The organism is Pseudoalteromonas sp. AOP7-A1-14, assembly GCF_052376275.1.
Classification (GTDB): Bacteria; Pseudomonadota; Gammaproteobacteria; order Enterobacterales; family Alteromonadaceae; genus Pseudoalteromonas.
In genome coordinates this window covers 22,222-42,817 of sequence record NZ_JBQSVO010000016.1, presented here as the reverse complement: position 1 = coordinate 42,817, position 20,596 = coordinate 22,222, and the positions used below count along the sequence as shown (strand labels likewise).

Sequence of the window (20,596 nt, the reverse complement as noted above, 5' to 3'; positions counted from 1 at the left end):
TGTTAGGGTAGTGTAGTTACAGAATAAAGTCTAATGGATTGTTTAATTTGGCTCCCCCTCCCCGACTCGAACAGGGGACCTGCGGATTAACAGTCCGTCGCTCTAACCAGCTGAGCTAAGGGGGAACAAATTGAGTATTGCAGATTATATGATTTGGCTCCCCCTCCCCGACTCGAACAGGGGACCTGCGGATTAACAGTCCGTCGCTCTAACCAGCTGAGCTAAGGGGGAACAATCATATTCATAAACTTGGCTCCCCCTCCCCGACTCGAACAGGGGACCTGCGGATTAACAGTCCGTCGCTCTAACCAGCTGAGCTAAGGGGGAATCGTTTATGGCTGAAAAACTTGGCTCCCCCTCCCCGACTCGAACGGGGGACCTGCGGATTAACAGTCCGTCGCTCTAACCAACTGAGCTAAGGGGGAAGCGTCATGCCTTTCAACGGGGCGAAATATTAATGACCGCGCCGCCAAGTGTCAACATATAAACTTCATAAACTCAAAAAAATAGCTTATTCGTTGTTTTTATGCTCAATCTGAGTGCTTTATCGCTCTTTATTTATAAAATTAAGCTAAAAATAAAGGCATCTAAAAGCTCAAGCAATTTATTCTGAGTGATTAATGACCACCAAATTGAGTGAGCAAAAGACTAAATAAATTAAAAATTACACTTTTTAGCTTTTAGGTTTAAAAAGAATAGATCTTATAATTTTTTGATATTTAGCATTACAGCGTCATATAAATAATCTTTGCACTGTATCGCTCATATTCACATTAGTAATGTGTAGATATTGTTAAGCTTTATCGTAGTATATAAAAATAATACATGTGGGCTATTTATTATCAGGTAATAATAGAGAGTTAAATTAATAGTTCTATTTTATCAGTCACTTAGGTGGTTAGCTGTTGAGTGTATAAAATCTATCTTAGGTGATGATAGAACCTTTACTGAAGTATTGGGAGTTTATTCACTGAGTTGTGTTAAATTAAATAAAGTAAGTATTTACCAATATTCAAACTGCTCAAGAAAAATTAGCACTCTGCTAAGCCTTTATAAATGGGCGGTTGGATGAGTTATCCACGGTTTCTGTGGATAACTCTGTTTATGAAACTTTAAGAACCTTGGCAACGCTAGGTTTTTAGGGCGCTACAAGGATTTCAAGCATTTCAAATGTTTTTTTTTACTTATTTAAAAACAATTGGTTATGTTTTCATTTTGTTTGCTTCTAGTTTGATGAGAAAGTTTATTCGTTACGATTAGAAAGGCGCAATTATTGTGTAAAAATAAGCCTGGATACGCTATTTTTGTGTAATTAACGTAATTAAAATGTATTTTTATTGTTTTATGACGTATTCGGTTATAATTTAAGCTTAAGAGGCTAAAAGCACACTTTTTCTTCATTAATATTACCATATTCTCGATCAGTTCATAAATGCATGGCTAGAACAGCCGTGATGCTTTAAAATAATTGGTTCATTTGAAGAAGGCTAATTTATTCCTATGCGCGCAACCTTGCAGACACATTCAAATACCGACCTTTTAAACGCTCCAATACTGCCGACCCTAAAAAAAATGACGATACCGATGATCTTCGGCATGATTACTTTAATGATGTTTAATCTCGTAGATACTTTTTTTATTAGTTTATTAGGTACAAAGCCTTTAGCTGCCGTAAGCTTTACTTTTCCGGTTACCTTTACAGTAATAAGTTTAGCTATTGGGTTGGGTATTGGTACCTCGGCAGTTATTGGTAAGGCGCTTGGTAGTAATAAGTTAGATGAAGCCCGCTTTGATGCCAGTATTGCACTGATGATAGCCATTGTGATGGTATGCATATTATCATTTAGCGGTTACTTATTGATTGAGCCTATTTTTAAATTGCTCGGGGCAGGGGAGCAAGTTCTGCCATTAATTCATGACTATATGAGCATTTGGTTTATTGGCAGTATTTTTTTAATTACCCCAATGGTCGGAAATTCTGTGCTACGCGCCAGTGGTGATACAACAACGCCGAGTATTGTTATGGGTGGGGCTGGACTGATTAATGCGCTTTTAGACCCGATGCTCATATTTGGTTTTGGACCTATACCGGCGATGGGTATTAAAGGAGCCGCTATTGCAAGTGTTATTGCTTGGTCTGTGGCTGTGGTGATTATTTTATACATTTTAACTATAAAAAAAGGTTTATTAAGTTTACAAGCAAATAACCAAACCGTAACTGGGGCGATTAGAAAGATTTTAAAAATAGGCTTGCCAGCAGCAGGCGCTAATATGCTTACCCCAGTGGCGATGGCAGTGATGACCGCGTTAGTGGCTCGCCACGGCCCAGAGGCGGTTGCAGCCTTTGGTGTTGGTAGTCGAATTGAATCAATTGCAAGCTTAGTGGTGTTGGCACTTTCTATGACATTGCCGCCTTTTATCAGCCAAAATTTCGGCGCTGCAAAATTTTGTCGCGTAAAAGAAGCTTACTCCACCACCTTAAAATTTGTCATGGTGTGGCAATTTATTATTTATTTAGTATTAATTGCGAGCGCTGGCTTTATTAGTGAAATATTTGCAAAAGAGCAAGCTGTTGTTGAAGTAATTAAATTGTTTATATATATACTGCCTCTTAGTTACGGCTTTCAAGGTATTATTATTTTATCTAACTCATCTTTTAATGCTTTGCATAAGCCGATGAATGCATTGATTTTGAGTGTCGTTAGATTATTTATATTTTATGTACCATTTGCCTATTTTGGCAATGAACTTGCAGGCCTTACCGGGTTATTTATTGGCGCAGCCATAGGTAATCTATTTACTGCGCTTGTTGCGTATAAGTGGTTTATGAAAGAGCTTGAAAAGTTAAGTAACCAATCTTTACAGGAGTGTCATTAATGAGCGACCATTTTCAGTTGGTTTCTGATTTTAAACCGGCAGGCGACCAGCCCACTGCGATTGCACAGCTTTGTGAAGGGCTTGAAGCAGGGCTAGCACAGCAAACATTATTGGGGGCAACGGGTACAGGTAAGACCTTTACCATGGCCAATATCATTCATGATTTAAATCGCCCGACTATCATTATGGCGCACAATAAAACGCTTGCGGCGCAGCTTTACGGAGAGATGAAAGAGTTTTTCCCGAATAATGCGGTTGAGTATTTTGTTTCTTATTATGATTATTATCAGCCAGAAGCTTACGTGGTTTCCAGTGACACATTCATTGAAAAAGATGCCTCGATTAACGAACATATTGAGCAGATGCGTTTAAGCGCCACCAAAGCGTTACTTGAGCGCCGAGATACCATTATTGTGGCCTCAGTATCGGCTATTTATGGTTTGGGCGACCCCAAATCATATATGAAGATGATGTTGCTACTCAAAGTGGGCGAAAAAATAGATCAACGCGATATGTTGCGCCGTTTAGCAGAAATACAATATACCCGTAATGATATAGAATTTAGCCGAGGTACATACCGGGTACGAGGCGAAGTGGTTGATATCTTTCCCGCTGAGTCTGACACTTATGCAGTACGGGTAGAAATGTTTGATGATGAAGTTGAACGTTTAAGTATATTTGATCCCCTAACCGGGGCCGTCGAAAAACACCTCGTGCGCACCACTATTTACCCAAAAACACACTATGTAACCCCACGTGAAAAAATACTCGACGCAATAGAAAAAATAAAAGATGAATTAAAAGAGCGTCGAGCGCAATTACTCAGTGTAAATAAATTGGTTGAAGAGCAACGTATAGCGCAGCGCACACAGTACGATATTGAAATGATGACAGAGTTGGGCTATTGCTCAGGAATAGAAAACTACAGTCGTTATTTGTCGGGACGTACACCGGGAGATCCTCCGCCGACATTACTCGACTACTTGCCTGATGATGCGTTAATGATTATCGATGAGTCTCACGTGACGGTGTCGCAAATTGGTGCCATGTACAAAGGCGATAGAAGCCGAAAAGAAAACTTAGTTGAATATGGCTTTAGAATGCCATCGGCGCTTGATAATAGACCACTACGATTTGAAGAGTTTGAAGCGATTGCTCCACAAACAATTTATGTTTCAGCGACACCAGGAGATTTTGAGTTAGAACGTTCAAATGGTGAGGTGGCCGAGCAGATTATTCGCCCAACCGGGTTACTTGACCCGCAAATAGAAGTTCGTCCAGTTGCTAGCCAAGTAGATGATTTACTCTCTGAAATTTATAAACGAGTAGCCGTGAATGAGCGAGTGCTAGTCACCACCTTAACTAAGCGTATGTCTGAGGATTTAAGTGATTACCTCAGTGAGCATGGTGTCAAAGTGCGCTACCTACATTCAGATATAGATACCGTGGAACGAGTTGAAATTATTCGCGATTTACGTGCCGGTGTATTTGATGTGCTAGTGGGTATTAACTTATTACGTGAAGGATTAGATATGCCTGAAGTATCATTAGTTGCAATACTAGATGCTGATAAGGAAGGCTTTTTACGTTCCGCACGTGCACTTATTCAAACCATTGGTCGTGCTGCCCGTCACTTAAATGGTCGAGCTATTTTATATGGCGACCGTGTTACTAAATCAATGGCTAAAGCGATTGATGAAACCGAGCGTCGTCGAGATATACAGCATGCGCACAATGTAAAGCACGGCATCGAGCCGCAAGCACTTGTAAAACGCATTACTGATATAATGGATATAGGTGAAGACGCGCAGCCCAAAGATAACCTTAGGCTTATCCGAAAAGAGTCAAATAAGGTACTTAGTGCAAAAGAGATTGCTAGCCAAATTAAAGAGCTTGATGGAAAAATGCATGCCTACGCAAGCGATTTAGAGTTTGAGAAAGCCGCCTCAATACGTGACCAAATACATGAACTACAGCAACAGTTGATCAACTAATGACAAGCAATTTTACTGAAATATTATCAGCCTTAGATAAGGCGCCTTTATCAGCCAACGAATTATGTAGAGTGTTTCATGGTCGAGGCCATAGTGTTGAAAGCCTGAGTCATTTAAATATAGATTTTTATCCACCAGCTTTGTTTTTAGTGTCGTATCAAGAAATCGCTGATGATGAACTTCATCAGCTGACTGAACGAGTAGAGAATTGGATAGCAAAAAATGCCCCTGAACTTGTTACTGCATTAATTTATCAACAGCGAGCAGGACAAAATACAGTTAATAAGTTAGTTTTCGGCCATTTACCCGAAAAGCACACAGTACAAGAAAACGGCATTGCATTTCATGTTGACTTATTAAGCCGCCAAAACACCGGAATATTTCCTGATATGCGAAGTGGCCGTGAATTTATTATGGATCATAGTCGTGATGCCAAAGTACTTAATTTATTCGCATATACCTGCGGTTTTTCTGTGGCTGCTATGCATGGCGGCGCCGATTCTGTAATGAATATGGATATGAATAAAGGTGTACTTAGAACCGGAAAACAAAACCACCAGCTAAATAATGTTGACCGCGGAGTGAGCTTTTTACCTCACGATATTTTAAAGTCATTTGGTAAGTTAAAAAAAGCAGCCCCGTTTGATTTGATCATTATTGACCCGCCTAGCTTTCAAAAGGGGAGTTTTATATTAACTAAAGACTATCAAAAGGTGTTGCGCCGTTTACCTGAACTGTTAAACAGCCAAACTAAAATATTGCTTTGTGCTAATAGTCCTGAGTTATCTGAACAAGCATTTAAAGATCTGATCAGCGAGCACACACAAGGTAGTATTGTCTTTAAACAGCGACTTGATGCAACAGCGGGTTTTATTGACGTAGACGCTGATCGTAGCTTAAAAGCGCTCGTGTACGAAAGTGCGATAAGTGAATAAGTTTTAGTCTATGGCGCTTAGTAGACGTTTAGTTGAAATTGATGCACTTATCGATGTGCGTGGTGATAAATATTATGATGTGATTTGGGACTGCTGCTGCGATCATGGGTTACTGGGCATCGAGCTGTTAAAACGCAAAGCTGCACCTATGGTGAACTTTGTTGATATTGTGCCAAGCTTAATGAATGAACTTGAGAGTAAGTTGAGTCAGTTCAGTCCTTGGCAGAATGAGCCGCATTGGCAAGTTTATTGCCAAGATGTGGCCGCTATTAATGTGAGCCCTACACAGAAAAATATTATTATTATTGCAGGTGTTGGTGGGGAACTACTACTTTGGTTGGTGCAACAAATAATAGCTTATTATACTCAGGCAACTTTATCGTTTACTAAAGCGCGAGTTCAGCCATTAGAGTTTATAGTTTGCCCTGTTCATCATGCTTACACATTACGCTCAGGATTGAATGAGCTGGGGCTTGGGTTAAAGTACGAATCAATAGTTACTGAAAATAAAAGATTTTATGAAGTATTACATCTTAGCCAGTCCGCAAAAACAGAAATAACGGCTACCGGTGAAATGTGGGATTTTAACCAACCTTCACATAAGCAATATCACACAAAGCTGATAAAGCATTACCAGCAAATGCAAAATAAAAATACAGCCTATTATGCTGATGTGATAACGCAGTATAACAATCTTCTCTAAAGCTTAAATTCAAGACGGTTATAAATTATTAATATCCTGTTTAACTTTATAGCTTGAGTCAGTGACAATAGCTTCTAGAGTCTGTACACGTTCTTTAAGTGCTAGTATTTCAGCCGCCATCGCGGCAATTTTCCCGTTTGATTCTTTATTATCAAGGAATGTGCGCCTTTTAAATTCTAGGTGCTTTTTATACATATCGTAAATAACCCCCGAACCTACAGAGATTAATACAATTAATACCACCATCGTCATGACCGACATAATCCTTCCTTAATTATTTAAGTGATGTAGCCAGAGTATATAGCGGAAATTAAATATTAGGGCATGATCACAGCTTAGTTACAAAAAGTAGATTTTAACTTTCTTAAACACTATGGCACTTTTTATATTTTTTTCTACTTAAGCAGGGGCATTCATCATTACGCCCGACTTTTATATCAGCTATTGGGTAAATTTCGCCATCTAGATAGCGCCAATTCCCATCTTCTTTAATAAATGACGATTTCTCATGTAGTTGGCAATATAAATTTTGATAAAAGTAACTAACGCAAAATTCAACAATACCGGTATGTTCCTCACTTGAGCTGGCAATTATTTTAAGTTCGCTAAAGCGGCAGCTATTAGCAAAGTCAGCAATTTCTTTTATTGGGTTTTGGGATTGCTTTTCTTGTGCATAAGTTTGGTGAATGTAGGTGGCATTTTTAAGCGCGTAGGCAGCATAACGAGAGCGCATTAATTGCTCAGGCGTTAGTGCTGAACTTTTTCCTGAGTGCAGAGGCTCGCAGCAGTCTTTATAGTTTTGTAAACTACCGCATAGACACGCGCTGTTAGTGGGTTGGATCATAAAAATAACTTTTTAATAAAAAGCGTATTTTACCAGCTTATTGCGCAAATGCTATCTCAGGTGTTTGCGCTGCTTTAGTAAAGCAATAAAGCTTGGCACTGGCTTGTTCTAGGTTTAGTGATAAGTCAGTAATTTGCTTATCTTTGATTATACCTGTCCATGTTATTACGGCGGCAAAGTTACCATTATGTAATGCTGAGTTTAAAACATACTCTAAATTGACTAAGTGCTTTTGACGTATAACTAGTAGTTTGCTGGTATCAATTGAGCATGAGTCGAGTAATGCTTTACTAGGAACATGATCAGGTGCAATCAGTAATGTCCAAGCGCTTTGATTATTATAATGGTGTAAAACTTTCAGTAATTCAAAGGTTGCAGAGATCTCATCTTCTATCTGAATTAAGTTGACAGATGAACTTTGGTTATCTTGTTGATAGCTTTTAACTGTTCTTACGGTAATAGGCTGTAACATAATTTTGCTCACTGGTTGTTTATACAGTATTTGTATACAGTAGTTCATACAGTGTTGGTGTGCAAGGTTTATTTTGCTATTTTTTTAAACGATTGTTCAGTTAACTATCATTTGATGTGTTATCAGAGCTAGGCGGCCGAGAAATTAAATAAGAAAACTGCAATTGATGTATTTGTTCATACAAGCTGGCTGCGTAGCTTTGTGCATCAGTGAAGCGGGCGGGTAGATATATATTTTCTTAATTCATCAAGGGCGGTATTTGCCGGCTTATATTCTTAGCTACTAGCAAGCGTAACCATGCAGCGCATGAAAAACACTTTTTGGTACACCTTACTTTAATAAAAAATAACCCTAAATAAAATTGCGCTTATTGGTTTCCTTTCATAGCGCTTAAGTGCATCGATTTAGAGGCTAACGGATCTTGTTTATTTTTTAAAATAAAGCGCTTTAATTAAGGTGTCTTCATTAGGCGCTTTTTATCACATAGGGGTTAGGTAATATAAGACAGTACGTTATCTAATTGTTGTTCTAGGTCAAAGCTTACAGGTGTTTGATCTGTCATGAGTCACTTTTATAATTTAATTCAGTTAAGTAATTTAGTCATTCAGAAGCAAATTGTCCTATAGCTTAATAAATTTTATGGTAAAATTAATTAACTATTTATTAACTTCTTAAGTATACGACAATGCTCGACGCTCTCTTTAAAATCCGCGCTAATAACACCTCAGTAAAACGTGAAACTATTGCTGGACTAACTACCTTCATTACGATGGTTTATATTGTTTTTGTTAATCCTGCAATGCTAGCTGAAGCAGGAATGGATCAAGGTGCTGCGTTTGTTGCTACCTGTATTGCAGCGGCGATTGGCTGTTTTATTATGGGCTTATGGGCCAATTATCCATTAGCACTAGCACCTGGGATGGGCTTAAACGCATTTTTTACCTACGGTGTTGTATTTAGCATGGGTTACGAATGGCAAGCTGCGTTAGGTGCTGTATTTATGTCAGGCTGTATCTTCTTATGCCTAAGTTTATTTAAAGTCAGAGAGTGGATCATCAATGCGATTCCTTTAGTGCTTAAACGAGCCATTGCCACAGGGATTGGTGCTTTTTTAGCGTTAATTGCATTAAAAAAAGCCGGAATAATCATAGCAAGTCCTGCCACGTTAGTACAATTAGGCGATATTACTTCAGCGGGTCCGTTACTGGCTATTTTGAGCTTTTTTATTATTACAGCGTTACTTTATCGTGATATGAAAAGTGGTGTATTGATTAGTATTTTATTAGTGACCGGTATTGCCCTATCAATGGGACTTGTCGAGTACCATGGAGTTATATCAATGCCGCCTTCGATAATGCCGACCTTTATGCAACTCGATTTCTCAGCGGCGTTTGAACTGTCAATGTTAAGCGTTATTTTTGCTTTTTTGTTTGTGGATTTATTTGATACCTCGGGCACATTAGTTGCTGTAACACAAAAAGCAGGTATTGCTGATGAAAAAGGCAATATGCCACGCTTGGGCCGTGTCTTAAGTGCTGACAGCTCTGCGACTATCGCAGGGGCAATGTTAGGTACTTCTACTACTACTTCTTACATTGAGTCGGTTGCAGGTGTATCTGTTGGCGGTAGAACAGGCCTTACTGCGGTGGTAGTGGGTATGTGCTTTTTACTGATGATGTTTTTCGCGCCACTTGCTCAAATGATCCCTGCTTATGCAACTGCTGGAGCAATTTTGTATGTTGCAGTGTTAATGATGCAAAACTTAAAGTTGGTTAATTGGGATGATATGACTGATGCTATTCCTGTCAGTGTGGTACTTTTAATGACACCACTTACATTTTCAATTGCGCATGGGATTGCGCTGGGTTTTATTGCTTATACAGCCGTTAAATTAGTGTGTGGTAAGCGTGAAGAAATAACCATTAGTGTTTGGATACTAACGGCATTATTTATATTAAAGTTTGCGTTTTTAGATTAGGGCCTGTTGACCTTTCAAGGTTAAATTTGCAGCAGTCTGTTTGGTATTTAGGCAAGGCAGCGCCTATGTGGTGTTATTCCCCATAAATAGGCGGTAACGCAGTATTAATGCCAAACAGGCGCTGTCCAAAGGGTTCTGCCTAGGGGCGATTAACTCTTTGTTGCCTACATGGATGTAGGTAAGGGGCGTGAGCAGGACGCGGGAGCTTTGCTCGGTTTTTACTTAGCCCACTAGGTTACAAACCTCGCGCCGCGATTAAACCGCCCCTAGTTTGAACGAATTTTAATCCGCAAAGATCAACAGGCCCTAGCGTAGTTTAGAAATTAGACAAAACATAAAAGAAAAAGTGTTTACCACTTTTTCTTTGGTGCAAATAAAATAGCTAAGTTGTCTTGTTCTGTTTTTTTCTTTAATGCCGTTGCTTTAGAGGTTTTTAGTTCAGTACTAATTGCTTCTAAATAACCTTCAAATTCGGTGCGCTTTGCAACAATATACTCATCAGAGTAGGGCGCTGCGCTAACTGCGGCATAAGCTTTTTCAAAATACTGTCTGGCTGTCGACTTTATCTTTACCATGCTCCGAGCGAAGCACTGCGCGTAGTTTTTTTATCCCCTGAACAAGACTTACAAGTTGTTTATCGTTATCTGGAAGTGTCAGCGTTTCTTTATTATTTCCCTAAACAGGTGCGGTTAAGCGTTCTTTTGCATAGTTGAAACGGTTTTTAAGTTCTTTTGAAGTTGATGAAAGTTGAACCAAGGCGTTCAGTGCATCGAATATACGGCGTTGAACTATTCTAAGCGTATCTTCTGACATGGGAATATTCGCATTATTAAGTAGCACGTCTTCAGATTCTTCGATGATTTTTGTTTTGTTAATTCTTTACGGCGCCAGGCTTCTTGTTTCTCTTTATGTTGTTGTATTGTACTCACTCATAGGGCAATAACGATAACTGCAACAGCCAACATAATGATAGAAACGATCATGGTTTAGGCCTTAAGCATCACAAGTTAGTGGTATAAATCTGACATAAATAATTACCAGCGGGGTAGTTTTGCGTGGATTTGTGCTCATAATGAGCAATTATTCATGATTTATTAGTACAGTTTGCAGTAGTTATAGCTTTAAATGCCCAAAAATAAGACTAATTTGCTAAAAAAGATGGCTACCTCAATACCTTGTAATATGCTAGCCTAAAGCAATTGAAGTTATAAATATGCTCCTCTTTTTGCTTAATTTGTTTTTTAGACAAATAACACTTGGCTTAATAGTGCGCAGCATTTATAAATAAACTGAATAATAAAATTTAAAATGCAGCCATGAAATTACAACAACTCAGATACATCGTCGAAGTTCAAAATCATAAATTGAATGTTTCAGCTACTGCTGAAAGTTTATTTACCTCGCAACCCGGTATTTCTAAACAAGTGCGTATGTTGGAAGATGAGTTGGGTGTACAAATATTTGGTCGCAGCGGTAAGCACCTCACCCATGTTACCAGTGCGGGTAGTGAGATTATTAATATCTCTCGCGAAATTCTTTCTAAAGTAGAAGGTATTAAAGCGGTGGCTAATGAGCATACCTTACCTGATCAAGGTAAATTAAACATTGCTACTACCCATACTCAAGCTCGCTATGCATTACCTAATGTTATTCAAGGATTCATGAAGAAATACCCGGCAGTGTCATTGCACATGCATCAAGGTACGCCGCAGCAAATTTCTGATGCGGCAGCCCGAGGCGATGCAGACTTTGCCATAGCCACTGAAGCGCTGCATTTATATTCTGATTTGGTGATGTTGCCTTGTTATCATTGGAATCGCAGCATTGTGGTTGCTAAAGATCATCCGTTAGCTAAAAAGGCGGATAATCTAACTGTTGCCGATATTGCTAAGTATTCACTTATTACTTATGTATTTGGTTTTACTGGGCGTTCAGAGCTTGATAAAGCTTTTAACGCACAAGGCCTTGAGCCACATATTGTATTTACTGCCACTGATGCCGATGTGATTAAAACGTATGTACGTTTAGGTTTAGGTGTTGGGGTTGTGGCATCAATGGCGATAGATCAAGTCTCTGATACTGATTTAGTCTGTATTGATGCCAGCCATTTATTTGAAGCCAGTACGACTAAAATTGGCTTTAGAAAAGGTAGTTTCTTACGTAGTTATATGTATGACTTTATTGAGCGTTTTGCACCGCATCTAACCAAAGAAAGAGTAGAGCGCGCAAGCCTATTACGTAATCAAGAAGACGTAGATAAATTGTTTGCAGATATTGAACTACCGGTAAAGTAATTACTAATAAAGTTATTATTTGTATCAAAGCAAAAAACAAAAAAGCCGCAATTGCGGCTTTTTTAATAGTTTACATTTAAGCTTTAATCTAACACTCGATAATATTAACTGCTAAGCCACCGCGAGCGGTTTCTTTGTATTTGGTTTTCATGTCATTACCGGTATCAAGCATAGTTTTAATAACTTTATCGAGCGATACTTTTTGCTCGCCACTGCCACGTATGGCAAGGCGTGAAGCATTAATTGCTTTAATAGCACCCATAGCATTACGTTCAATACAGGGTACTTGAACAAGCCCGCCTACAGGGTCGCAAGTAAGACCCAAGTTATGTTCCATACCGATTTCAGCTGCGTTTTCAACATGAACAACATTACCACCGACTATTTCAGTTAGCGCGCCGGCAGCCATTGAGCAAGCAACGCCTACTTCACCCTGGCAGCCCACTTCCGCACCCGAGATAGAAGCATTCTTTTTATATAAAATGCCAATAGTTGCAGCGGTAAGCAAGTAGCGTGTTGCAATATCGCGGTCTACCTCTTTGATAAATGTGTGATAATACATTAATACCGCAGGTAAAATACCCGCCGCGCCGTTGGTGGGGGCAGTTACTACACGGCCACCTGCTGCATTTTCTTCATTTACCGCAAGGGCGAATAAATCCACCCAATCCATAGCACGAAGCGGGTCATTGCTTACTTCTATATTAAGTTTTAAATGTAAGCTGGGTGCGCGGCGTTTTACTTTTAAGCCACCAGGTAAAATACCTTCGGTGCGCATGCCGCGTTCAATACACGCTTTCATTACTTGCCAGATATTAAATAGCTCGTCTTTAATATCTTTTTCGTTGCGCAGTGTTTTTTCGTTATGCATCATTAAGGTAGATACACTAAAACCGGTTTCTTTACATTGTTCAAGTAGCTCTTTTGCGCTATTGAACGGATATGGCGCGGGGTTTTCTTCCCGGATATCTAATGCAGATTGCTTTTCTTTTTCAAACTCTTCATCAGTGACGATAAAACCACCACCAATCGAGTAATACACTTGGCTATATACTTTATCGCCATTATTACTAGCGGTAATTTCCATCGCATTAGAGTGCTTAGGCAAGGTTTTACGACGATGAAAAACAATCCCACCTTGCTTTGGGAACTTAGTTTTATGGGTTTGATTTAGATAAATAATTTGTTCTTGTTCAATCTTATTTAAAATGTCATCAACTAAATCAGCATCAATGGTTTCAGGCTCGTAACCTGCAAGACCTAAAATAACCGCTTTTCCTGAGCCGTGACCAATACCGGTTTGCCCAAGTGAGCCGTACAGTTCTACTTTTACGTCTGTGACATTAGTTAATAAGTTTTTTTCTTCTAAGTCATTAACAAATAAACGAGACGCGCGCATCGGGCCAACCGTATGTGACGATGATGGGCCAATGCCAATACTAAACATATCAAATGCACTGATCATATTTTTATACTCAACTCTACTAATTAGCTTACTGCTACCTTGAACGGGCGCATATGATAACGTGGAATACTAATTGTGTAACCTGTTGTAGTAGAGATTTATACTGGCAATAAGAGCTGTTTTGTAAAGTTTTTTATAATGTTTGCAGTTGCTCCCCATAGTAGCCCGTAATGTGTTGAAAATCCTTGTAAAGTAATGGTTCTCCCTTGGTAGGTAAAGAGCAAGGGTTGCCAATTGTTTACATTAATAAGGGCACTGATGGGTAGTAAAAAGCTTGCCGCGACTTCATTTTGGTCCGCTTGCCAATGTGTATTTGCAGCTAATAAGCCTACATAAGGGGTAATGGTGAAGCCTGTGAGGGTTGAATAATTAGCAAGTTTACCGTGAATAGTCACATCAACACTTGCTATATTAAGCTCTTCTTTGAGTTCACGTAATGCAGTATCGCGCAACGTTTTATCACTGCGCTCATGTTTACCCCCGGGTAAGCATATCTCTGAAGGGTGGTACTTTAAATGAGCGGGGCGTTTACACAATAAAATATGAGCGTGATTATCTATATCTATTAGCGGTAATATCACGGCACTAGCGCGTTTTGATGCACTTAATTTTGTACTTCTTAAATCGTGCTGTTGTACAGGTGCACTAAGTTGAAAACGCGCTAAAAGCTGCTGAGTATTCACGTTATTACTTTAATAAAGGGAGTATTTTATTTACTTTATCGTAAGTTTCTTGGTATTCCAAACCGACCTCTGAATCAGCCACTATACCGCCACCGGCCCAGCAGTAAATCTGTCCTTGATGACACACTAAGGTACGAATAGTAATGCTAGTATCCATATTCCCGCAGGCACTCAAATAACCGATTGACCCACAATATACGCTGCGGCGGTGAGGTTCTAACTCTTCAATAATCTCCATCGCGCGGATTTTTGGCGCGCCAGTGATCGAGCCACCAGGGAAGGCTGCGTTAAGTTGATCAACGGGGGTTTTATCATCAGCTAACACTGCGGTCACTGTACTGACTAAATGATGCACCGCGGGAAAGCTTTCAATAGCAAAGAGTGAGGGGACTTGCACACTGCCAGGCTTTGCTACTTTACCTAAGTCATTTCGCAGTAAATCAACAATCATAACATTCTCAGCACGATCTTTAGTTGATGTTTGTAAGCGTATTGCTTGCTCAGTATCTTGGTTTTTATTTTCGCAGCGTGGCAAAGTGCCTTTAATTGGTTTGGTTTCGATATTGCCATTGTTAATGGCAATAAAGCGCTCTGGCGAGATTGATAAAATAGCCCCTTGCGGATGATTAATATAGCTTGAAAAAGGGGCTTTGTTAGCAGTACGCAAACGGCAATAAGTTTGCCATGGTGAGCCTTCAAAACTTGCACTAAAACGCTGCGCCAAATTAATTTGATAACAGTCGCCACTTTTTAAATAAGCTTGAATTTTTTCGAATTTTTCGCCATATTGCTGGCGGCTCATATTTGATTGCCAGTTACTGGTTAGCGCAAAGTGTGCTGATAAAGCGGGTTGCTTAAGTGGCTCAAGATACATTGCGAGACGATTAACGTTAGGCTGGGCGACATAAAACCAGTTGTTTTGTTGTTTATCATAAATAAGTGCATCTAAATATAAACCAATAGTCATTTGCGGCATGGAAATATCGTTGCAAGCCTGTTCGGGGATTTTCTCAATTACTCGGCCTAAGTCATAACCAAAAAAACCGAGCCAACCACCGTTAAAGGGTAAATCAAATGGGGCTTTACTATTATCGAGTGTTGTCAGTGTGTGCTTTATTATATCAAAGCAATTATCTGTGCTTGGTACTTCATCAAAAAAACATTTATTATCAATTACTTCAAGAGTGTTTTTAGGGCTGATTGCAATAATATCAAAACGACTATTTACATGTTCGCTGTTGGCAGAGTCAAGTAGCACTGCATAAGGTTGATCTGCAAAATGAGCAAAAACCTCAAGACAATTTTGCGTTATGTTTAATTGAGTGCAGGTTTTTTCATCATTAATCATCTACTTTTTACTCTGAATAACTGGCTCGAAACGGGCTGGGAGGTTATCATAAGTTAAATTTTTTTGGCAGCGTTTAGTAATAGTTAATACGCTGTGCAAACCACCGTCACCGGTTTGATCTTAATTACGTGCATTGTTACGTAACGGTAATTTAAGGAACCCCAATGAGTACAATTCTTCAGCAAGACTTTATTGATAGCATTGAAGATGCTTTACAATATATTTCGTTTTATCACCCCCTTGATTTTGTTCAAGCACTAGAAAAAGCTTACAACAAAGAACAAAGTAAAGCGGCTAAAGACGCTATTGCACAAATTTTAATTAACTCGCGTATGTCGGCTGAAGGTAAGCGTCCATTGTGCCAAGATACCGGTATTATTACCTGCTTTGTAAAAGTAGGTATGGATGTTAAGTGGGATAAAACAGATCTTACTGTGCAACAAATGGTTGATGAAGGGACGCGCCGCGCTTATTTAAATCCTGATAACCCACTGCGCGCTTCTATTGTTGAAGACCCTGCTGGCACACGTAAAAATACCAAAGATAATACGCCTTCTGTTGTGCATATTGATTTAGTGGCGGGTGATGAAGTAGAGGTTATGGTGGCTGCAAAAGGCGGCGGCTCTGAAAATAAATCTAAAATGGTGATGCTAAACCCATCTGATGATGTGGCAGAGTGGGTTGAAAAAACATTGCCAACTATGGGCGCAGGCTGGTGTCCGCCGGGCATGCTAGGTATAGGTATTGGTGGTACAGCTGAAAAAGCAGCGGTACTTGCTAAAGAGTCACTCATGGATCCGGTTGATATTCATGAGTTAATGGAACGCGGCGCAGAAACAACCGAAGAAAAAATGCGTTTAGATATATTTGAACGCGCCAATAAACTGGGGATTGGAGCGCAAGGTTTAGGCGGTTTAACAACGGTTGTTGATATTAAAATCAAAACAGCACCTACTCATGCTGCTTCAAAACCTGTAGTTATGATCCCAAATTGTGCAGCTACACGCCACGTACACTTTACCTTAGATGGCTCAGGCCCTGCTGATTTAAAAGCACCAAAACTTGAAGATTGGCCGGAAGTGACTTTTGAAGTGGGTGAAGGTACGCGCCGTGTTGATTTAAATACGCTAACCAAAGAAGACACGCATGAGTGGAAGATGGGCGAGACAGTGTTGCTTTCAGGCACGATTTTAACTGGCCGAGATGCAGCTCATAAGCGCTTACAAGATATGATTAACTCAGGTGAAGGCTTACCTGACGGTGTTGACTTTGATAATAAATTTATTTATTACGTAGGTCCCGTTGATGCAGTACGCGACGAAGCGGTAGGCCCTGCGGGTCCAACCACGGCAACACGTATGGATAAATTCACTGATATGATGTTAGAAAAGACCGGCATTATTGGCATGATTGGTAAAGCTGAGCGTGGCCCTGCAACGGTTGAGTCTATTAAAAACAACAAATCAGTGTATTTAATGGCTGTTGGTGGCGCTGCTTATTTAGTATCTAAAGCGATTAAAAAGGCCCGTGTAGTTGCCTTTGAAGACTTAGGTATGGAAGCTATTTACGAGTTTGAAGTTGAAGATATGCCAGTTACTGTTGCTGTAGATAGTGAAGGCGCGAATGCCCACACTCAAGGTCCTGCAATTTGGAAAGCTAAAATTGAAGAGCTTGACGGTAAGCTTCAGTAAAATGTAGCATCTGAAAAGATAAGTATAAAAGCGGCATACTCAAGCCTGAGAATGCCGCTTTTTTGTGCTTTAAGGATTCCTCCACAAACGCCTAGCCTACACGGCGGCCTAGCTGTTACCTTTTTATATCTTCTATATTTTTAGTATTCTTAGCTATGTTCTGAGTGTCCTTTTTTGTTTACGCTATGGTTGCCGTTTACGGTCACGTAAAGTAAATGTTGAAACACTGAAATTAAATTGAATAATAAATCTTTAATTTTGTTTTAATGTGATTTATTTATTCTTTATTTTCTTGTTTTTTGATTGTTTATTTCAGTTTGAAAAGTATGTTTAGTTTTATCATCTCATATACTAGTAAGCACTAATTTGAAGTGGTAAAGTCTCGGCAATTTCAGTGCTCACACCCTTTCATGGGTTACAAATTTCGGAGTATATAAAGTGGCTGTGTTTAATCGAGTTGACTTTGATAACCACGAACAAGTGGTTTTTTGTGCAGATAAAGAATCTGGCTTACGCGCAATTATTGCCGTCCATAACACTAATTTAGGTCCTGCTGTTGGTGGATGTAGAATGTGGGATTACGCAAGCGATGATGATGCAGTTGTCGATGCACTGCGTTTATCTAAAGGCATGACTTATAAAAATGCCGTTGCGCGTTTACCATTTGGTGGTGGTAAGTCAGTGATTATCGGTAATGCAAAAGAAATTAAATCAGAGCAGCTATTTCGTGCCTTTGGTCGCCAGCTTGAACGTTTAGGTGGCAGTTACTACTCAGCAGAAGATGTAAATATCAACTGTGCTGATGTTGCCTTAATGAACAAAGAAACTAATTATGTATTAGGTCTTGAGGGTAAAAGCGGTAATCCATCACCGTTTACAGCTTACGGTACGTTTTTAGGTGTTAAAGCAGCGTTACAACATCAACGTGGTCATCAGGATCTAACGGGTATTAAAGTAGCAGTGCAAGGTTTAGGCGCTGTGGCCTATGGTTTATGTAAGCATTTACATGAGGCAGGGGCAACACTGTTTGTAACCGACATTAATCAAGTTGCTATTGACCGCGTTGTTAACGACTTTACTGCAACAGCAGTAAGTATTGACGAGATATATGACCTTGATGTTGACGTATATGCACCGTGTGCATTAGGTGCAACGATTAACGATGAAACTATTCCACGTATTAAAGCAACGATTATTGCGGGTTGTGCAAATAATCAGTTAGCAGAATCGCGCCACGGTGAAATTATTCGTGAAAAAGGTATTTTATATGCCCCTGATTACGTAATTAACGCCGGTGGTATTATTAATGTGTATTACGAAACTGCGCCAGAAGGTTACAGCGAAGCGGCTTCAAATAAACATGTCGAAGGGATTTATAACACTTTAACTGAAATTTTTGCTCGTAGTGAAAAAGAGCAAAAATCGACGCATATTATTGCTGATGAACTTGCTCAAGAGATCATTACCAACGGTTTGTAAGTTATACTATAAATTAGTAAGAGCGTGAACTTTCACGCTCTTACTTTATTTGGTTAAAAAACCACGTTACAATTCGCATTTACCCCTATTTAAGCTAAAAATGACACCCATCGATTTAGCAAATTGGCCACGCAGCCAGCATTTTGCGCTTTTTAAAGACTTTAGCCAGCCTTATTTTAATGTTTGTATTAAGTTGCCAATTAGGGAGCTGTATAATTATTGTAAATCGCAGCAGTATTCTTTTTTTCACGGGTATATTTATACGACATTGCTTGCGTGCAATGCATATGCACCGATGCGACAACGAATAGTAAACAACTCACCTTGGCAGCTCGATACAATAAGAGCTAGTGTTGTTGAACTTGCTGATGATGATACCTTTCGGTTCAGTTACTTTAATACTTGCGACAACGCCCAAGACTTTATAAATCATGCTAAAAAAGCCAGTCGCGATGCCAAAGAACAAGCCCTTTTTTGTGATGCATTTGAGGCGACAGAAGGCCAACCAGATTTAGTTCATATCTCAGTATTACCGTGGCTTAATTTTACCAGCTTTTCACATGCTGTAACTCACGGTTCAAGCCTTGCTATTCCAAAAATAGTATTTGGCCAGTACGACGATCAAACCGGTGAAATACCTATGTCGATTGATGTTCACCATGCTCTAATGGATGGTTTACATGTTGCACAGTTTATTGCTGCACTAAACAAGCAGATGACACTTTTTTGCAATGATTCCTGCTAAATTGATGGCAAGGTTGTTTTTTTTAGATATTATATTTTGCTTGGTTTTTCTAATGTCGGCGAACTTAAAGCTATTATTAAACGACGACTTTACAGAAAGCTAGACTACTTGTTCTAGCTCATCTCACAACAGCAGGCCACCAATGATGGGTTTTGTTTACGTGAAGCTTATTTCCTTTCAAAAACGGTTTTATTCTTAAATAGATTGAAATTTATCCATTTCGGACATATTAACTAGTTATTATAATTAATTAGGTCGTACCATGATAAATGGGTTATTAATTCTCACATTGCTTGCGTTTGTAGTTATTTATTGGCGTTGGCCGAGTATTCAAAACCAGTTATGGCAAAAAAAGTATCAAGCAACGCTTTTAAATGAAAACCAAAAAACAATATTGTTACGTTCTATGCCTATTTACCAAAAAATGACTGATGCAGAGCGGCAAAAACTTGAGCGTCATATTGTTTGGTTTTTGCATGAAAAATGTTTTGTTGGTTGTGATGGATTAGTACTTAATGACGCAATGAAATTAATTGTTGCAGCAGATGCCTGTGTTTTGGTGCTTAATAAGCCATGGCCACTTTATCAAAATGTAAAAGAAATCTTGCTATATCCGAGTGCTTATTATGCAGCTCAAACCTCTCGTGATGGTGCTGGGCTTGTGAGTTATCATAATACTGTGCGACAAGGTGAATCTTGGCCCGGTGGTACTTTGGTACTTAGCTGGCATGATGTACTTGAAGGTAACCGCTTGCCAAGTGACGGCCATAACTTAGTCTTTCATGAATTTGCCCATCAGCTTGACCAAGAAACAGGTAAAACCACGGGCACTCCATTATTAACCAGTTCAGCAGACTATAAGGAGTGGGGAAGGGTATTTAGTCATGCATTTACTCAACTAAAAAGTCATGTCGCTTATAATATGCCCCATGTAATTCATAGTTATGGTGCGACTAACGAGGCTGAGTTTTTTGCGGTACTCACTGAAACTTTTTTAGAAAAACCCAGTGAACTGCGCCAATATGACCCACAAATATATCGCTTGTTGGTTAACTATTATCAATTTGACCCTATAAAATGGCATTAAT

16 protein-coding genes, 4 tRNA genes and 1 pseudogene are annotated in these 20,596 nt (G+C 39.4%); 10 read left to right on the top strand and 11 right to left on the bottom strand.

The features are described 5' to 3' along the window. Positions 1–48: 48 nt before the first annotated feature. From ACT3RM_RS04810 to ACT3RM_RS04795, 4 genes are all read right to left on the bottom strand, one after another. Positions 49–125: transfer RNA gene (locus tag ACT3RM_RS04810), tRNA-Asn, on the bottom strand. Positions 126–154: 29 nt separating this feature from the next. Continuing rightward, a tRNA-Asn gene (locus ACT3RM_RS04805) sits at positions 155–231 on the bottom strand. A 19-nt stretch (positions 232–250) separates the two neighbouring features. Then, a tRNA-Asn gene (locus ACT3RM_RS04800) sits at positions 251–327 on the bottom strand. Positions 328–348: 21 nt separating this feature from the next. After that, positions 349–425: transfer RNA gene (locus ACT3RM_RS04795), tRNA-Asn, on the bottom strand. Positions 426–1,500: 1,075 nt separating this feature from the next. On the opposite strand from ACT3RM_RS04795, the gene ACT3RM_RS04790 reads away from it, so the two are divergent. Genes ACT3RM_RS04790 through ACT3RM_RS04775 form a run of 4 tightly spaced genes read left to right on the top strand, consistent with a single transcriptional unit; the run spans position 1,501 to position 6,509 of the window. Then, positions 1,501–2,877 (top strand): MATE family efflux transporter, encoded by a 1,377-nt coding sequence (locus ACT3RM_RS04790; protein ID WP_441994590.1) that lies wholly within the window; start codon positions 1,501–1,503, stop codon positions 2,875–2,877. Next, positions 2,877–4,871: an excinuclease ABC subunit UvrB gene (gene uvrB / locus ACT3RM_RS04785; protein ID WP_441994589.1), complete on the top strand. Its 1,995-nt coding sequence runs from the start codon at positions 2,877–2,879 to the stop codon at positions 4,869–4,871. Before ACT3RM_RS04790 ends, uvrB begins: the two co-directional genes overlap by 1 nt. Continuing rightward, a complete protein-coding gene (locus tag ACT3RM_RS04780; RefSeq protein ID WP_441994588.1) occupies positions 4,871–5,806 on the top strand; it encodes a class I SAM-dependent methyltransferase in 936 nt (311 codons plus the stop codon). Before uvrB ends, ACT3RM_RS04780 begins: the two co-directional genes overlap by 1 nt. A gap of 10 nt (positions 5,807–5,816) precedes the next feature. Continuing rightward, positions 5,817–6,509 carry a tRNA (adenine(22)-N(1))-methyltransferase TrmK gene (locus ACT3RM_RS04775; protein WP_441994587.1) on the top strand — a complete coding sequence of 231 codons (693 nt, stop codon included), beginning with the start codon at positions 5,817–5,819 and terminating at the stop codon, positions 6,507–6,509. Positions 6,510–6,527: 18 nt separating this feature from the next. Here ACT3RM_RS04775 and ACT3RM_RS04770 read toward each other — a convergent pair whose 3' ends face one another. From ACT3RM_RS04770 to ACT3RM_RS04760, 3 genes are all read right to left on the bottom strand, one after another. Continuing rightward, on the bottom strand, positions 6,528–6,770 hold the full coding sequence (locus tag ACT3RM_RS04770; protein WP_441994586.1) for a hypothetical protein: 243 nt from the start codon (positions 6,768–6,770) through the stop codon (positions 6,528–6,530). A gap of 103 nt (positions 6,771–6,873) precedes the next feature. Continuing rightward, the gene (locus tag ACT3RM_RS04765; protein ID WP_441994585.1) at positions 6,874–7,353 is read right to left on the bottom strand and encodes a YchJ family protein; all 480 of its coding nucleotides are present in this window, start codon (positions 7,351–7,353) and stop codon (positions 6,874–6,876) included. A 37-nt stretch (positions 7,354–7,390) separates the two neighbouring features. Further along, positions 7,391–7,825, bottom strand: coding sequence for a SulA-like leucine-rich domain-containing protein (locus ACT3RM_RS04760; protein ID WP_441994584.1), 435 nt, complete (start codon positions 7,823–7,825; stop codon positions 7,391–7,393). A 685-nt stretch (positions 7,826–8,510) separates the two neighbouring features. On the opposite strand from ACT3RM_RS04760, the gene ACT3RM_RS04755 reads away from it, so the two are divergent. Then, positions 8,511–9,803: an NCS2 family permease gene (locus ACT3RM_RS04755; protein WP_441994583.1), complete on the top strand. Its 1,293-nt coding sequence runs from the start codon at positions 8,511–8,513 to the stop codon at positions 9,801–9,803. A gap of 350 nt (positions 9,804–10,153) precedes the next feature. Here ACT3RM_RS04755 and ACT3RM_RS04750 read toward each other — a convergent pair. Then, positions 10,154–10,732: pseudogene (locus ACT3RM_RS04750) on the bottom strand (hypothetical protein). Positions 10,733–11,119: 387 nt separating this feature from the next. Between ACT3RM_RS04750 and cysB the strand changes: the two are divergent. Then, entirely contained in the window at positions 11,120–12,097 is a 978-nt protein-coding gene (cysB, locus tag ACT3RM_RS04745) for an HTH-type transcriptional regulator CysB (RefSeq protein ID WP_441994582.1), read from the top strand. Positions 12,098–12,185: 88 nt separating this feature from the next. Here cysB and ACT3RM_RS04740 read toward each other — a convergent pair whose 3' ends face one another. The 3 genes from ACT3RM_RS04740 to pabB all read right to left on the bottom strand — a co-directional run bounded on the left by ACT3RM_RS04740 (position 12,186) and on the right by pabB (position 15,593). Then, on the bottom strand, positions 12,186–13,562 hold the full coding sequence (locus tag ACT3RM_RS04740; RefSeq protein ID WP_441994581.1) for an L-serine ammonia-lyase: 1,377 nt from the start codon (positions 13,560–13,562) through the stop codon (positions 12,186–12,188). 98 nt (positions 13,563–13,660) lie between these two features. Beyond that, positions 13,661–14,245 (bottom strand): NUDIX hydrolase, encoded by a 585-nt coding sequence (locus tag ACT3RM_RS04735; RefSeq protein ID WP_441994580.1) that lies wholly within the window; start codon positions 14,243–14,245, stop codon positions 13,661–13,663. Between the two features lie 4 nt (positions 14,246–14,249). Further along, complete coding sequence (gene pabB, locus ACT3RM_RS04730; RefSeq protein ID WP_441994579.1) at positions 14,250–15,593, bottom strand: aminodeoxychorismate synthase component I; 1,344 nt, start codon at positions 15,591–15,593, stop codon at positions 14,250–14,252. Positions 15,594–15,757: 164 nt separating this feature from the next. Between pabB and ACT3RM_RS04725 the strand changes: the two genes are divergently transcribed. From ACT3RM_RS04725 to ACT3RM_RS04710, 4 genes are all read left to right on the top strand, one after another. Continuing rightward, entirely contained in the window at positions 15,758–17,284 is a 1,527-nt protein-coding gene (locus ACT3RM_RS04725; protein ID WP_441994578.1) for a fumarate hydratase, read from the top strand. A 438-nt stretch (positions 17,285–17,722) separates the two neighbouring features. Further along, on the top strand, positions 17,723–18,763 hold the full coding sequence (locus tag ACT3RM_RS04720) for a Leu/Phe/Val dehydrogenase (RefSeq protein WP_441994577.1): 1,041 nt from the start codon (positions 17,723–17,725) through the stop codon (positions 18,761–18,763). Between the two features lie 100 nt (positions 18,764–18,863). Next, entirely contained in the window at positions 18,864–19,508 is a 645-nt protein-coding gene (locus ACT3RM_RS04715) for a CatA-like O-acetyltransferase (protein ID WP_441994576.1), read from the top strand. Positions 19,509–19,770: 262 nt separating this feature from the next. After that, positions 19,771–20,595 (top strand): M90 family metallopeptidase, encoded by an 825-nt coding sequence (locus ACT3RM_RS04710; RefSeq protein WP_441994575.1) that lies wholly within the window; start codon positions 19,771–19,773, stop codon positions 20,593–20,595. The last annotated feature ends 1 nt before the right edge of the window (position 20,596 follow it).

Bases quoted from the DNA above. Each gene is read 5' to 3' on its own strand.
- ACT3RM_RS04725 (WP_441994578.1), top strand. From the start codon at position 15,758: ATGAGTACAATTCTTCAGCAAGACTTTATTGATAGCATTGAAGATGCT.
- ACT3RM_RS04760 (WP_441994584.1), bottom strand. From the start codon at position 7,825: ATGTTACAGCCTATTACCGTAAGAACAGTTAAAAGCTATCAACAAGAT.
- uvrB (WP_441994589.1), top strand. From the start codon at position 2,877: ATGAGCGACCATTTTCAGTTGGTTTCTGATTTTAAACCGGCAGGCGAC.
- pabB (WP_441994579.1), bottom strand. From the start codon at position 15,593: ATGATTAATGATGAAAAAACCTGCACTCAATTAAACATAACGCAAAAT.
- ACT3RM_RS04740 (WP_441994581.1), bottom strand. From the start codon at position 13,562: ATGATCAGTGCATTTGATATGTTTAGTATTGGCATTGGCCCATCATCG.
- ACT3RM_RS04770 (WP_441994586.1), bottom strand. From the start codon at position 6,770: ATGTCGGTCATGACGATGGTGGTATTAATTGTATTAATCTCTGTAGGT.
- cysB (WP_441994582.1), top strand. From the start codon at position 11,120: ATGAAATTACAACAACTCAGATACATCGTCGAAGTTCAAAATCATAAA.
- ACT3RM_RS04780 (WP_441994588.1), top strand. From the start codon at position 4,871: ATGACAAGCAATTTTACTGAAATATTATCAGCCTTAGATAAGGCGCCT.
- ACT3RM_RS04775 (WP_441994587.1), top strand. From the start codon at position 5,817: ATGGCGCTTAGTAGACGTTTAGTTGAAATTGATGCACTTATCGATGTG.
- ACT3RM_RS04765 (WP_441994585.1), bottom strand. From the start codon at position 7,353: ATGATCCAACCCACTAACAGCGCGTGTCTATGCGGTAGTTTACAAAAC.
- ACT3RM_RS04790 (WP_441994590.1), top strand. From the start codon at position 1,501: ATGCGCGCAACCTTGCAGACACATTCAAATACCGACCTTTTAAACGCT.
- ACT3RM_RS04755 (WP_441994583.1), top strand. From the start codon at position 8,511: ATGCTCGACGCTCTCTTTAAAATCCGCGCTAATAACACCTCAGTAAAA.
- ACT3RM_RS04710 (WP_441994575.1), top strand. From the start codon at position 19,771: ATGATAAATGGGTTATTAATTCTCACATTGCTTGCGTTTGTAGTTATT.
- ACT3RM_RS04715 (WP_441994576.1), top strand. From the start codon at position 18,864: ATGACACCCATCGATTTAGCAAATTGGCCACGCAGCCAGCATTTTGCG.